This is a genomic window from Kribbella swartbergensis, from assembly GCF_054784135.1.
The window spans coordinates 1-13,405 of the sequence record NZ_BAAGPM010000040.1 but is presented as its reverse complement, the minus strand read 5'-3'; the positions used below and the strand labels follow the sequence as shown (position 1 = coordinate 13,405).

The window sequence follows — 13,405 nt, the reverse complement described above, 5'->3', positions numbered from 1 at the left end:
CTTCACAAGACCGAGCACCTGGCGGCGTGGATCCGCCGACTGGCCACGAGCTCCTCAAAGCGCGATCTCCGCTGCATGCTCCGTGTCGTGCAGGTCACCGGGCAGAGCATGGTCTGTACAGTCGCGCCTGTCCGTCGCGACACTCAGTGGCTCGTTCCAACTCTCCAGGCGTCTCACTGCTTGCCGACGGCTTGGAATCCTTTGCGCAACCGGTTGCTCATGTGCCATTCTGAACTAGCGATGAAGGCTTCGTCTTAGCCAGCAGAGGAGTGATCGGTGCTATCCGGGATTCGCGTGGTAAGTTTTTCTCACTTCCTGCAGGGCCCATCGGCATGTCAGATGCTCGGCGACTTGGGTGCGGACATCGTCAAGATCGAGCCGTTGCGGGGTGCGTTCGAGCGTCACTGGTCGGCTGCCGACGCTTTCCTTGGTGAATGGAGCCTGTTCTTCCTACTAGGGAACCGGAACGTGCGGAGCGTGAGCGCCGATCTCAAAGCATCCTCTTCGAGATCGGTCATGCTTGACCTTGTCAAGACGGCCGATGTCGTCGTCGAAAGCTACCGACCCGGCGTGATGGAACGGCTCGGTCTTGGATACGGCGACGTGCGAGACCTAAACCCGCAGGTCATCTACTGCTCCTTGTCGGGTTACGGCTCCGACGGGCCGTACCGTGACCGTCCGGGTCAGGATGTGCTTTTGCAGACACTGAGCGGACTGGCTGCCGCGACGGGCGACGCCGGATCTTCTCCGATTCCTGCAGGTGCTTCCATTGTTGACCAGCATGGCGCGGCGCTGGCAGCCATGGGCATCCTGGCCGCTTTGCTGGCAAGGGAACGGACGGGCCAAGGCAGGCGCGTGGAGAGCAACTTGCTCGGTGCGGCCCTGGATCTTCAGCTGGAGCCGCTGACTTACGCCGCGAATGGGTTCGCGTCAACACGAAGCGCTACGGGTATCTCGTCGATGTACTACAAGCCGCCCTACGGCGTCTTTGCGACTGCTGATGGACACGTTTGTCTATCGCTCACCGCACTGAGCAAGCTCGCAGCACTGCTCGGAGACCCTTGGCTCGACGAGATACCTGAAGGCGAGGTCTTTGCGCGGCGGGACGAGATCAATGCGCGCATCGCGGTTAATCTGTCACGCCGAACGACCGCCGAGTGGGTGGACGACTTCGACAGCGCAGGTCTCTGGCATGCACCGGTAAACAGTTACGCTGACGTGCTATCTGACCCGCAGGTTATCCACAACGAGACGTTCAATGATGTGGTACTTGCCGACGGCACGGCCGTTCGGTTGCCAACACACCCTTTGCGGTACAACCGAGACAAGCCGCCCATCGCGAGGGTGCCTCCAAGGCTCGGTCAGCACACCCGCGAGGTGCTCGAGCAGCTGGGCTTGTCGACTGAAGAGATCGCTAAACTCATTTCGAACGGCGCCTTCTATGCCGCAGACTGACACCGCCCATGTGATTGTCGAGGACATCGAGGCCACGACATGGATTACGCTCCATCGGCCTCAGAAGAGGAACGCCCTGACACTGCCGATGATACAGGCTGTCACCCGCGCGGTCTCCGAGCTAGCGGCGAGCTGCAGCGCAGTGGTGCTCAACGGCGTGGGACCGTCGTTCTGCTCCGGCGGCGACCTGGTGACGTATGCCAAGTCCGACTTGGGAACGTTCCTTAGTTACACTCACCAGGCTAACGCTATGTGTCGCGCTATCGCTGAAGCGCCAGTTCCGATTATCGCGGCTGTCCACGGACCAGTGCTTGGTGGCGGCTTCGAGCTGGCACTCGCATGCGATCTTGTCGTAGCGACGCAAGGAGCGACATTCGGACTCCCGGAGATCGAGCTCGGCCTGCTTCCGGGGTGGGGAGGTACGCAACGGCTCACAAGGCTCATCGGAAGAAACCTGACATCGTCGGTTATCCTCGCCGGCCGTCGGATCGATGCTCGCGAAGCGGAGGCACTAGGCATCGTGCATCGAGTATGCAATGACGCCGAGCTTCGAAACGAGGCTGCGACGATCGCTGGATTGTTTCGTGATGGACCGGCAACAGCTGTCGCCGCTGCCAAGCGCGCGATCCGCGCGGCCGACGCTCTCGAGTTGGGGTTTGCCTTGGAGCAGGCAGAGTTGGGCAAGTTGTTCGCCACGACAGACGCCCACGAAGAGATCGCAGCGTTCGTAGCGAAACGCCCCAGGCGATTTCGTAAGCTCGCTCCTTGAGGAGCACTGCTATTCAGCCATTATGATTACCCTTCTTTTACATCGGCCTTCGCCAGGCTGCCAATGACCTTGGCTATGGCGGTGACGGTCGCGGAGTCGAGCAACGCGCCGGTGTGAGCTCGTGCAAGCGGACGAGGCCGCGGAGAGCGGGTCGGGCGTCCGGAGCTTCGCGCTGACCTTGACCGTGTATGCCGGGATGCCGTCGACGAGTCCGGGGATGAGCGCCGTCGCCATCCCCGGGTCGGGCACGTCGTGCGCGCCCGCCGCGGCGCAGCCGTCGCCGTTGGCACCGAAGCCGGCCCGGATCGCCTCCAGGCCGGCGTCGACCGACAGCACCGCGAGCAGTAGGGCGGAGCGGTTCAGCAGAGCGTCCGACCCTGTCTACCAGGCGATCCTGATGACCCGCTCCATCCCGGGCAGCTTCGTAATCTCACCGTCCTCGTAGTAGCAGACACCCTCGCGGCCGTTGTTGATGTAGACGCGGTGTCCGGTCATCAGCAGATGCGTTCGCGAGGCGTCGTACGCGATGTCGCCGATGCACTTCTCCTTCAGCTTTCCGTAGATCACGCTAATCCCGCGCTTCGCAGGCCGAGCCGGAGAAGGGCCCGAGCCTCTCCCCGGGCCAGGCCCCACGCGGATCGCGAGCACCGAGCCTTGGTCACCCGCCGGGTGCAGGTCAGGTGGTTCGGGACTAGTTGTGGTCTCTCTGGCAGGCTACGATGCAAGTGAACAACCGGTTGCGCAGATACCGAGCCACATCGTCGCCAGGAAGGGATCGGCATGGAAACCGCCACAGCGTTACGACGACCACTGAGGGCGTTGGGGTCGAGTGAACTCCAGTCGACAAGCACGTCATGGCCAGTCTCTTGGTTAGATGGTGCAACTCTCGGCTCGACCGCCTTATCGAACCTCAAGACCCGGTGGCTTCAAGATCATTGTCGGCCCTTCGGCGCTCAGGTCGGCAGGGCCGGTGGCCCGGCGATCGAGGGATTGCCCCTCGACTTTCCCTCGGACATCATCGGTGCGCACTACTATGCCGAGGACATCCGCGCCGAGCCGCTGCCCAGCGACGGCCGGCGGGTGGAGCTGCCCGACGGGCCGGGGCTGGGCGTACGGCTTCGCGACGACCTGCTGGGGAGCTTCCGTTGATCATCGACGTTCACAACCACACCCCGACGCACCAGGACGCGGTACCCGACGACGAGCGTCTGGTCTTCGAGGGTTGGCGTTCGGACCGTCCGGTGGTGACGACGAACTCCTGGGCGGACTACGACGAGCAGCAGGCGGTCGCGGACGTCACGATCGTGTTCAACATCGCCGTCGACGACCCGCTTGCCGCGACCGGGCTGCCGTACCCGCCGGAGCGTACGAACGACGCCACGGCGGAGTTCGTCAAGGACGCACCGCACAAGCGGATCGGCTTCATGTCCGTCAACCCGCTCTGGCCGCACGTCTTTGACGAGACCGAACGATGCCGCGAGCTCGGCCTCGTCGGCGTGAAGCTCGGCCCGAACTACCAGGACTTCGACCCGCTCTCCGACGAGGCGTGCGCGTTCTACGCCTACTGCGAACGCGAGGGCCTGCCGATCCTCTTCCACCAGGGCACCTCGCCGATCCGTTCGGCACCGCTGCGCTACACGCATCCCTTGGTGATGGACGACATCGCGCTCCGCTTCCACGAGCTGCGGATCGTGATGGCGCACCTGGGGCACCCGTTCGTCCGGGAGACGGTGTCGGTGATCCGCAAGCACCCGCACGTGTATGCGGACGTCTCGTCGATCTACCTGCGGCCGTGGCTGTCGTGGGAGGCGCTGACGTTCGCGTCCGAGTGGGGCGTCCCGCACAAGTTGCTGTTCGGCTCGGACTACCCGATCGCGACCTCGGCTGAGGCGATGGCCGGGCTGCGTCGCGTCAACGACATCGTCGAGGGAACGAAGCTGCCGCGCGTCCCGGACGAGCACATCGAGCAGATCATCGTCGCCGACGCCCTCGCCGCGCTCGGTCTGGAAGGAGTGCTGAAGGCGTGATCATCGACGCGCACGTACGACTGGGACACCGGCTGCGAGGCCGACCTCTCGGACGAGGCTCTGCTTGCCAGCACGGACGAGCTCGGCATCGATGCCGCACTCTTCGCGCCGGGGGAGCGGGAGATCGCGTACGACAACTGGGCCGGCGACGACAGGTTGACAGCGCTCGCTGCGATGTCCGACGACCGGCTGCGGGCGTACGCCGTCGCCAACCCCAGCCGGCATGATGCCGTCGCAACCGGCTGCTGGATCGATACCGGGCCGGTGTTGTGGCACGCGCAGAACCATCACGCTCCCGGCAAAATCGTAAGCTTGTGTTAATCAGATCATGAGCGATGGGCCGCTTCGACATCTGCCCGGTCGTCTGTGGGTCTCCTCATTCAATCCGCGGCTAGGCGGCGGCGATTTACCTGGTAACCGACCGGTTAAGGGCACCATTGATCGGGGATAGTCGTGGATCAAGTGAACAAGACTTGGATTGAGGCGCACCGTCGGATGCTCACCCGAGTCAGAGAGTCAGCGGCTCAGCCAATTGATTTGGGTTTTCCGCATATCGGGGACGTAGATGGCACCTGGATCCGGTCGCCCGACGGCGACTGGACCGGCGGCTTCTGGGTAGGCGAACTGTGGCTCGCGAATGACGTCGCCACAGCACTGGAGTGGTGTCGTCGGCTTGCTGTTCGCACCCGCTCGGACACAATATTCCGGAGCTTCCTCTTCTACTATGGGGCTGTATTGGGAGCTCGGCTGCATCGCTCGGAGATAGCCGCAGAGATCGCCCTAACAGCGGCTGTGAAACTGGCAGAAGCGGCCCACCGACCGAGTCGGCTGCTTGGACTCGGCGAGCAAGCCGAGGAAGCGTCTGATGTCGGTGCAACCGAGACGAGTATCGACGCGGTCGGAGCCGTCGCTGGCTTGCTCTCATGGGGGGCGAACCGTACGGGCGATACCTATCTACTGGCCGTCGCGACAGCGCACACGAAATGGTGCCTGGACAACCTTGTCCGTTCCGATGGTTCCGTTGTGCAGTCGGCGACATTCGAGCCATTGAGCGGAACGGTGCTGCGCACATACACGCACAAGGGTGCCAGTCCGGATTCGACGTGGGCGCGCGCGCAGGCGTGGGGGCTACTGGGAGCGACCCAGGGCGCGTTATGGCTGCATGGGCAGCGGGATGAGTTGCTCGCCCGGGCACGGCAGATTGGCGATTGGTGGATTGCGCATGTACCTACCGGTGGCGTTCCGTACTGGGACTTCGATGTGCCCGCCGATGGCAACCAAGAACAGGACACGTCCGCAGCCGCGATCGCGGCGGCTGCCTTCCTCAAGCTCTCAGCACTGGAGAGCGACGCGGTACGATCTGCCAAATATAGGCGAACCGCGCTTGCTACAATAAGAACACTTGTCAATCGACATTTGACCCCGCTGACGCCGGGTGATTTGCGTCCAGCCGGCATGCTTGTCGACTCCTGCTATAACAAACGTATCGGCCTTGCAACACGAAACGAGTTGATATGGGGCGACTACTTTCTGCTCGAGGCCCTGAGCGTGCTAACTGGGCAGCTTCACCCTTTGGAGGTGTGACGACCTATTGTAATAGGGCGGAGCTCGAACCGGATTTCATGTCGGCGTGCCCTGGCAGATCTCGGTCGCGCTACGCCGATTCTTCGGCCGGCGAGGCTAACCCAACCCGCGGGCTGTGACATATCTGAGCACACCCAAGAGCACGTCGCGAAGGTTCTCGACTAAGCGAAGGCACCCGCAAATCGGATCCCAACTGACTGAACGTTGACCAGGTCTTCTGGCAGATGGACACCGAGCCCGACGACCAGGTCCACGCCTACGGATAGACGCTCAGCCAAACCGCCACGCTGGCACGAGCCGACCACTTGTGATCCCGGCCTGTAGTCACGGCGCATGGAGCAGCTGCAGGAGGAAACTGGTCGCGGCGGCAACCAGCCAGCTTGAGGACGCCGCCCCGGCCGAGTACTCGGCAGCTCTACCGGGTCGCCTTCGCCTCGCCGCGACGACGTCGACCATTCGCTTGCGGCGGCTCGCCGAGGAGCCGTGGGGGAACAAGTTGTCAGCACCGATACAGGTGAACGGTCCGACCGTGAGGCTTCTGGCATCACGCGCTCGTGGACACGTTCGCCGCAGTTCAGCTCGAGGGCTGGACCGGTCGCGGCGTGGAACCAGCCGCCGAACTGAGCGCGACGCGGCGTGGGCGGCTGCTGTTCGCCGAGTTGGAAGCCACTCCGCACGTGCACCGGCGGATGCCCCGACAGATCCGGGAGGCAGATGCCATGTTCTTCCAGGCGGTCATCCTCACCATGGGGGCTGCCTCGCTGGACCAAGACGGACGGATCGCACAGCTCAGCCCCGGCGACCTGGCGGCCCCGCCTGTCGCTACTCCTGCTCGCCTGCGCCGCTCGAGCGCCGCGGATGACGGACGCGACCGCTTTATCGGGAAGGTACCCGCCTGCAATCTGCCGCCCGTCACATCACCTCTTCGACTGGGAAGGGACGCGATTGGCGGCCGAGCGGACGGGGCGAACGGCTGACGAGTTCTGCGGCTGGCCGCTGGGCTACCCCTGAGACGCCCGGCAGCCTGCGCTGGGTACGGACCGCAGGGATGACTGGCCGAGAAGCCGCAAGGCGGCTTGACACCCCGATCGGGGCGCGGCCGGACCGGCGCCAGGCCCAGTGAAGTGTCGCGACCACGCCGTGGACATAGCGGGGGCACCCGGCCGGATCCACGACTCAGCCTTCAGTCTCGGCCGCGATCAGTTCTTCTTACGGGATGTCCTCGTACCCGGTGATGAGAGCAGCGGCAATCTCGCCCCGACGCCCCACGCCCCGACGCCCCGTCGGCTCGTCGGGCTGTCGGCCCGCGCCGACCAGCAGGTCAGCCAAAGGCAGCTCGTCAGCACGCCGGACAAGTATCCGTCGAGGTTGCGCTGCGGCGAGTGCGTCAGTCCGCCGCACATTGGGGATTTCCAGGCCCGAGGACAGTTCGGGACACTGGTACGCATGGCGTCGACCCGCCGCGAGCGCACGACGATCACGGCCAGCCGGCCGCGGTGATGATCAATGCCCGGGAGCTGGAAGACCTTGAAGACCAGCTCGCGCTCGCCCGGTACCGCGCCGAGAAGGCCACCGGGCAGCTCCGGACCGTTCCCCACAGCGCGGTTAGGCGCCGTCTCGGCATGAGTCAGGCGTAACCTAGTAGGTCGTCTGGAGCGAACGCGCCCTCGATCAGGCCGCGGGCTTCCTCGCCGACGAAGGTGATCACCAGTTCGATGACGATCGACAGCACCCGCTGCTTGAGGCCGACCCGGATCGGCTTGGCCATCAACCGCGCCGGCACCGATGCCGTACAGCAGCAGCCATACGACCCGCTGCAACGCCAGAGCATGGCACAGCTCGTGAGCCAGCACCGCCTCCAGGTGACGCGGCGGCAACGTGTAGGTCGCCCAGCTCGTCACTGCCACGGTCGAGCCTGCCGCGACCGGCGCGGTGACCTCCGGACCCTCGTGGATCCACACCAGATAGCGACTCGGATCCACCCGCGCCGCGGCGCAGACCCCGAGATGGACGAACTCGAGCGACCAGCCGGGGAGCCGGTCATGATCCTGCACCGTCAACCCATGACGGCGGACGGCCGCGTGGTCGAGTTCGCCCCCGAGGCTTCCACGCGGCCAGTCGCTTGGCGTGGACCGACACCTCTACGATCCCGAGTGACGTGCCACCGACGTGCCCCAAGCGTCCTTGCCGACGCCCAGGTGGTCTGGGACTACCACGACATGCACCACAAGCCCCGGCCAGCCGACGTCGCCATCGGACTCGGCATGACCTCGGAGTCGCCACCTACGCCGTCGAGCTGTACCAGCAGGGCATGTTCCTGCTGATCGTTTTCACCGGAGCCAACGCGCCCACCACAGTCGAGCGATTCCCGCACGGCGAGGCCGTCCACTACGCCGAACACGCGCAGACGCTTGGCGTTCCAGCCGACGCGATCATCGTCCGCCGCACGCGACCAACACCAGCGAGAACATCATGTTCGCCCGCCAGGCGTTAGCCGAGCGAGGCATTTGGCCGGCCTCGGTGACGCTCATCTCACGCCCTACCAGCAGCGCCGGTCGTACGCGACGTGTCGCAAGGTCTGGCCCGATGTGGCGGTCATCTGCGCTTCCCGCCCGATGCCGCTCACCGACTACGTCGAGACCATCGGTGACGCCGACCGAGTTCTCAGCATGCTCGTCGGCGACACGCAGCGAGTCACGATCTACGCCGACCGTCGAGTCCCAGGGGTGGAGAGCGCGGCTGGAGGCGGGAGGTCGACCTGGTCGCCTGCCCCGGACCTTCGAGAACGTGCTCGTCCTGCAGGTAATGTTGTACCAGGCCGGCCAGGCGTGCGGCTCGGCCCGGCGGTGACCGGGTCTCCGAGGCCGGGTCGACAGCGCTCACGTCACGGCCCCAGCAGTGAGGTGCGAGTGGTCCTGCCGATGCAGGCCCACGCTGCCGGAGTCGGCCGCGTCATGCAGCACCAAGTGGACCTCGACCAGACTGCGCCAGAACTGTGCCAACCGCTTTCGGTCGGCGCATCGACCCCCACCACTCGACTTCACCTTGGGCATTGCCACGCCGAAGATCGACTGGCAACGAACTTCGTGCACAACGACCAGTCCTCTAAGACCCGGATTGATTTCCCGACTCTAGTGGATTCGGCTGTGACGAAATCGTTCCGCAAAAATGTCGTCGGAGACTACTCTGCTCTTTTGGCTGACCCTGGGCAGTGTCCTGCGACCATACGGAAAGCCTGCCCGCCGTGGCCCTCAGCCGGTCGCATCGCGACCCTCAGCACTTGGGCGTACCTCCTCCGGTGCCAGCAGCGTCGACATTCCACGCGCCGAGTTGCTTAGGGAACCAGGCTGGGGGTCCCGGTCAAGTCCTAGGTGACGACGCTGACGGCGAGAAGGAGTTGTGAAGTGAGATGAGGACTCAGTCAAGGACACCCGGTGATCCGCGTCGGTGAGAATAGTGAGCTCGGCGTGCAGGCGACCGATCGCGTACTGTGGCAGCGATTTTCGTCCGGAGACCATCAGGCATTCGGACAGTTATACGACCGGCACGTGCATGCGGTCTTCACGTTTCTGCACCGCCGTACCGCCTGCTGGAGCGAAGCTGAGGACCTGACCTCGGCGGTATTCTTGCAGGCCTGGCGGCGGCGGGCGGACGTTGTTCTCGATCGGGACTCAGCTCTGCCGTGGCTGCTCGGCGTCGCCGCCTATACCGCCCGGAGCGCCTGGCGGTCCAAGCTCCGGTACCGCCGGGCGCTCTCGACGATCGTGAACCTCGCAGAGGACGGGCACGACCTCGCCGACGAGGTGGCGGATCGCCTAGACCGAGACGATCGCGTCCGGCAGATCCGCGCCCAGATCCGCCGATTGCCACGGCATGAGCAGGAAACACTTGAACTTTGCGTGTGGGCCGGCCTGGATCAACAGGCCGTCGCGATTGCCCTTGGTGTTCCGGTCGGCACAGTCAAATCACGCCTGTCCCGAGCTCGGCAGCACATCCGTGAACTTCTCGCCTCGAACCCTGAGGAGGACCAATGACACCCGATCTCATTCCGCCCGAGCAGGACCTGCCCCTGTCCGTCCGCAGTCGGCGCCGCGAGGAACTGCTGACCATCATTGCGCACGAAACCCGCCAGGTGCGTCGCTTGCCGCTGGCTCCGACACTGATCGCCTCGGCCGCCGTCGGCGCCGTGATCACGGTTGGTCTAATCGGGTTCCCGGCCTACATGGAGAGCGACCGCCCGGCGGAACCCACCGCGACTGCGGACGCGACACGTGCGCCCGCGATTCGAAACCTGACCGCGGCAGAGATCTCAGCGACGCTAACGACGTGCACGATACAGACGAACGCGATCGCAACTGGTACGAAGAACCGGTTCACTAACACGCAGGTAGTGGATGCCTTTACCTTTACCGAACCACCGGGCAGTTCGTACACCAAAACCTGGCTGGTCGGCCGCAGCCTCCGCCGTCCGGACATTGTGGAATACGAGATCTGCGGCCTCGACGCCAAGGGGAGGATGGTTGACGCGAGCGCGGGCAGCGGCTCGATGGCGACGCCGCCACCAGCAGGCCGCACACCGCACCCAATCCCCACAAAAGCGCCTGCAAGCGGTACATGGGTACCGTCGCAGCTGACCGGCCTGGTCGCGGCGACAGGGCGGAGCCATGGGAGGTTCAGCCTGCCGGTTGCTCGCGTCACGGTGCAGACGAACGACAGTACAGAGATCGAGGCCGTTGTTCGCAACGGCTTCTGGTTCGCGCCGATCAAAGGCAATCCCCGTCCATTCGCCGGATGGAACGACCTAGAGAACACGCGTTCCGCCGACACCTTGGAAGGCATCTATCCAGGAGTCCGACTGCGCGGCTACTCGGCTACCGGTCAACTCCTCTACGACTCCGAGCGTGACGCTGATACATTCGCAGATTGCTTCCCGTCGGGAATTCAGTCCAGGTGTCCGGGTACGCCCTGGATGCGCGCCGATCCGAGTCGGTAGATCGGGGTTGTTCGTGTCGAAGTGACCTCCCAATGCGTACCTCTAGTAGCACTGCGACTTGCTGGATCCTCGACGATGGATTCCGCATAGGAGGCGCTGATGCGATTGATGGCGGCCCTTGGAGATGACCTGACATTGCCGGACGCGCCTGAACCGGCTGTCTGATGCGAATGCCATGCGGACCGTCGCCGAGTGGCGCGGGGTGCGCACCTCTTTCCGCGGAAGTTGCCTGAGGCAACCTGACATGTGAAGTGCCGGCGACCTGCTCGACCTCACTCAGGATGGAACGCGCTCCAAGTCATGTCGTTGACCGGCTCTCGCTTAGCAGGTTGCCGGGCCGGACAGGACTGCACAATGGAGGCGTCGTCTGCGCGATTCGTTACCATCGTCAGGCCAGACATGCGGAACGCTACTATCCGGCTTACCTTGATCGGTCAGCGCCTCCTCGGGAACGCCGAACCGCAACCGTAATAGGCATGGCGGTTGAGTGCTGAACTGGCGGCAGGACGAAACCGAAAACCTGCCTCTACACGAGGCGTCTGGTCTACTGTCCATGGCTTGGCGCGATCTCGAGCTGCGACATCCGGCGCCCTGCCTCCATGGATCGCCTTCGGCGTCCAGCAGACAGCCTGATATGTCAGATGAGCCAGTGGACGATGAGTCCGTAGGCGGCCAGGCAGGCGACGCGGCCGGCCAAGGCGGTCAGGAACTTTCCCGGTAGGTCGCTGTGATGAACTCTAGGCTCCTCGCCGCGGTGTGGTGGTGGGAGCGTCAAGGGGCGTGCTTCGCCGGGACGCTCGCCTGCCAGCAGGTTGCCGACGTGCCACCTGCCGAAGACGGCGCGCCGGTGAGGTAGAGCGACACCCGCGTCGGCGACGACCCATCGCGGCTTGGACCGTGGCCGACGGCCGGTGCTCACCCAGGCCTCGTGCACGACTCTGCTACCGGCGAAGGACACCAAGTCGTCCTGTTCCTCGTCACAGCGGTACACCTGCTCGGCGTTCGGTAAGCGACCGTCCCGCAGTACCGGAGGGCTGGACCACATCGCCAGCAGCGGGCGAAGCGCTCCCCGATCGCTCAGCAGTACGACGTACGCGCGGTGTGGCGGGTTTGGCGGGTTGGTTAAGTTGCGAAACGCCAGCCAGGTGGCCACGAGCCTGCGCAGGACCCATACGAACGCGGCGACGCCGAGCATGAAGGCGGTGATCGCGGGCGCCGGGGGAAGCTCGACGGCGACACCGGCAATGGCGACCATTGAGGCAATCATCCAGGCGATCGCGCGTCGTCGTTCGAGAAGCAGATTGGTGCGGAGGATAGTGGTTAACGGTTCGGTGCGCATCGCACTGGTCGTGGGCCTGCTCTTAACCGCCGACGTCTCGCGAACGGACAATGCCTTGTCGAGAGCTTCGCGGTTCGCTCGGGCGATGCGGGTTCCCCAGACGTTGGCACTTAGCAAACCACCCATCAGGCCGGCGAGGATGGTCCATCCCAGCCGAGCGTCGACCAGACCGAGGATCACGAGCCCGACCACAACCGCGCCCAACTCGAGCAGCTTCATCCTTAAAGGAACCGGGTGTCCAGCGATCCACTGCCGCACTTCTTTCACAACGACGAAAAGGCCGAAGCTGAACGCGACGACGAAGCCACCGCCGACAACGACCATCCCCACACCGCGCCCGGCGCTGGCAACCAAGCCCACGCCAGCCCCCACGGCCGCTACGATCACCACAGCCGACAGAGGCACGGAACGACGCGGCCAAGCCCGATCATCCCGCAGAAGAAGATCGTCGGCCATTTCCCTAGCATTCCACCGAACCGACCGACAAGCATCTCAACCCGCGTCGCCGTGCGGCGTGGTTACGTGTACGCTGCCGCAGCGCTGTCGGCGTCCGACACAGGATCGACGTGCAACCGCAGGGCAGTCTCGTAGTTGATCGCCGTGGTCGAATCCACTTCTCCGCGTCGCCCGTCCAAGCCCTCGTTGGCAGGGCCGGAACCGAGCCTTCCTCGGCCTTGGGTCGATGTACTCTCCAGGCGCGATGAATGTACTTCTCCACTCGCGATGTCGGTTGCCGCGCACCGGGCGAATAGCCGACCGCGTTTGCCGACATCATCGGCCCAGAGCCCGAGCCTGGTGAACCCGTGGTCGAGACACGACTGTCGCTGCGCAACAGCCGCCGTTCAGCGAGGTCGACCTTCAGAAACCCCTGGACTACTGGGGGCCCATATCGGGCGAGTGAGGTTTGATTTCGCGTTCAGGACGCTGAGGGCTCAGGCGGGTGACTATCCGTAGCCGATTGGGTGAGGCCAGACGGTCGATTGCGGCAGCACCCGGACGTCCGGCTACCCATTCACGTCGGCGGTCTCCATCGAGCATGCCAACGTGCACAGCCAGCCGTCGGATTCCGCACGCTCGTCGTACTGCGCGGCCTCGACCAACGCATTAGCTGCGTCGGCTCGATCTGGAGGCGGAGTGACAGCGGACGCTGCGGGCAACCACCGATTGGCGTTGGGATCTGCTGGTTGCAAGGCCTGAGAGTTACGGGGTGAGAGGTAGTGACCATCGCGGAGATGACG

Annotated in this window: 11 protein-coding genes; 8 read left to right on the top strand and 3 right to left on the bottom strand. The window is 64.5% G+C overall.

What is annotated here, in order from left to right; all coding sequences use genetic code 11:
• The first annotated feature begins 276 nt into the window (after nt 1–276).
• Together ACYVOK_RS32755 and ACYVOK_RS32750 are read left to right on the top strand one after the other, a co-directional pair.
• Nucleotides 277–1,455, top strand: a complete 1,179-nt coding sequence (locus ACYVOK_RS32755) for a CaiB/BaiF CoA transferase family protein (protein ID WP_460666470.1) — start codon at nt 277–279, stop codon at nt 1,453–1,455.
• Nucleotides 1,442–2,224, top strand: a complete 783-nt coding sequence (locus ACYVOK_RS32750) for an enoyl-CoA hydratase/isomerase family protein (protein ID WP_460666469.1) — start codon at nt 1,442–1,444, stop codon at nt 2,222–2,224. The genes ACYVOK_RS32755 and ACYVOK_RS32750 overlap by 14 nt, the downstream gene beginning before the upstream one ends.
• Nucleotides 2,225–2,605: 381 nt before the next feature.
• Here ACYVOK_RS32750 and ACYVOK_RS32745 read toward each other — a convergent pair whose 3' ends face one another.
• Nucleotides 2,606–2,791: a hypothetical protein gene (locus ACYVOK_RS32745; protein ID WP_460666468.1), complete on the bottom strand. Its 186-nt coding sequence runs from the start codon at nt 2,789–2,791 to the stop codon at nt 2,606–2,608.
• A 423-nt stretch (nt 2,792–3,214) separates the two neighbouring features.
• Between ACYVOK_RS32745 and ACYVOK_RS32740 the strand changes: the two genes are divergently transcribed.
• From ACYVOK_RS32740 to ACYVOK_RS32725, 4 genes are all read left to right on the top strand, one after another.
• Nucleotides 3,215–3,373: a hypothetical protein gene (locus ACYVOK_RS32740; RefSeq protein ID WP_460666467.1), complete on the top strand. Its 159-nt coding sequence runs from the start codon at nt 3,215–3,217 to the stop codon at nt 3,371–3,373.
• Nucleotides 3,370–4,251, top strand: a complete 882-nt coding sequence (locus ACYVOK_RS32735; protein ID WP_460666466.1) for an amidohydrolase family protein — start codon at nt 3,370–3,372, stop codon at nt 4,249–4,251. The genes ACYVOK_RS32740 and ACYVOK_RS32735 overlap by 4 nt, the downstream gene beginning before the upstream one ends.
• Nucleotides 4,252–4,704: 453 nt before the next feature.
• On the top strand, nt 4,705–5,835 hold the full coding sequence (locus ACYVOK_RS32730) for a hypothetical protein (RefSeq protein ID WP_460666465.1): 1,131 nt from the start codon (nt 4,705–4,707) through the stop codon (nt 5,833–5,835).
• A 554-nt stretch (nt 5,836–6,389) separates the two neighbouring features.
• Nucleotides 6,390–6,812, top strand: coding sequence for a hypothetical protein (locus tag ACYVOK_RS32725; RefSeq protein ID WP_460666464.1), 423 nt, complete (start codon nt 6,390–6,392; stop codon nt 6,810–6,812).
• Nucleotides 6,813–7,462: 650 nt separating this feature from the next.
• Here the strand turns inward: ACYVOK_RS32725 and ACYVOK_RS32720 are convergent.
• On the bottom strand, nt 7,463–7,603 hold the full coding sequence (locus ACYVOK_RS32720) for a hypothetical protein (protein WP_460666463.1): 141 nt from the start codon (nt 7,601–7,603) through the stop codon (nt 7,463–7,465).
• 1,666 nt (nt 7,604–9,269) lie between these two features.
• Between ACYVOK_RS32720 and ACYVOK_RS32715 the strand changes: the two genes are divergently transcribed.
• Together ACYVOK_RS32715 and ACYVOK_RS32710 are read left to right on the top strand one after the other, a co-directional pair.
• On the top strand, nt 9,270–9,869 hold the full coding sequence (locus ACYVOK_RS32715; RefSeq protein ID WP_460666462.1) for an RNA polymerase sigma factor: 600 nt from the start codon (nt 9,270–9,272) through the stop codon (nt 9,867–9,869).
• Nucleotides 9,866–10,828 (top strand): hypothetical protein, encoded by a 963-nt coding sequence (locus tag ACYVOK_RS32710; protein ID WP_460666461.1) that lies wholly within the window; start codon nt 9,866–9,868, stop codon nt 10,826–10,828. Before ACYVOK_RS32715 ends, ACYVOK_RS32710 begins: the two co-directional genes overlap by 4 nt.
• A gap of 637 nt (nt 10,829–11,465) precedes the next feature.
• Here the strand turns inward: ACYVOK_RS32710 and ACYVOK_RS32705 are convergent.
• The gene (locus ACYVOK_RS32705) at nt 11,466–12,623 is read right to left on the bottom strand and encodes a hypothetical protein (RefSeq protein ID WP_460666460.1); all 1,158 of its coding nucleotides are present in this window, start codon (nt 12,621–12,623) and stop codon (nt 11,466–11,468) included.
• Between the last annotated feature and the right edge of the window lie 782 nt (nt 12,624–13,405).

Excerpts from the sequence above, each read along its gene's own strand:
- ACYVOK_RS32750 (WP_460666469.1), top strand. The coding sequence starts at position 1,442 with ATGCCGCAGACTGACACCGCCCATGTGATTGTCGAGGACATCGAGGCC.
- ACYVOK_RS32720 (WP_460666463.1), bottom strand. The coding sequence starts at position 7,603 with ATGGCCAAGCCGATCCGGGTCGGCCTCAAGCAGCGGGTGCTGTCGATC.
- ACYVOK_RS32710 (WP_460666461.1), top strand. The coding sequence starts at position 9,866 with ATGACACCCGATCTCATTCCGCCCGAGCAGGACCTGCCCCTGTCCGTC.
- ACYVOK_RS32705 (WP_460666460.1), bottom strand. The coding sequence starts at position 12,623 with ATGGCCGACGATCTTCTTCTGCGGGATGATCGGGCTTGGCCGCGTCGT.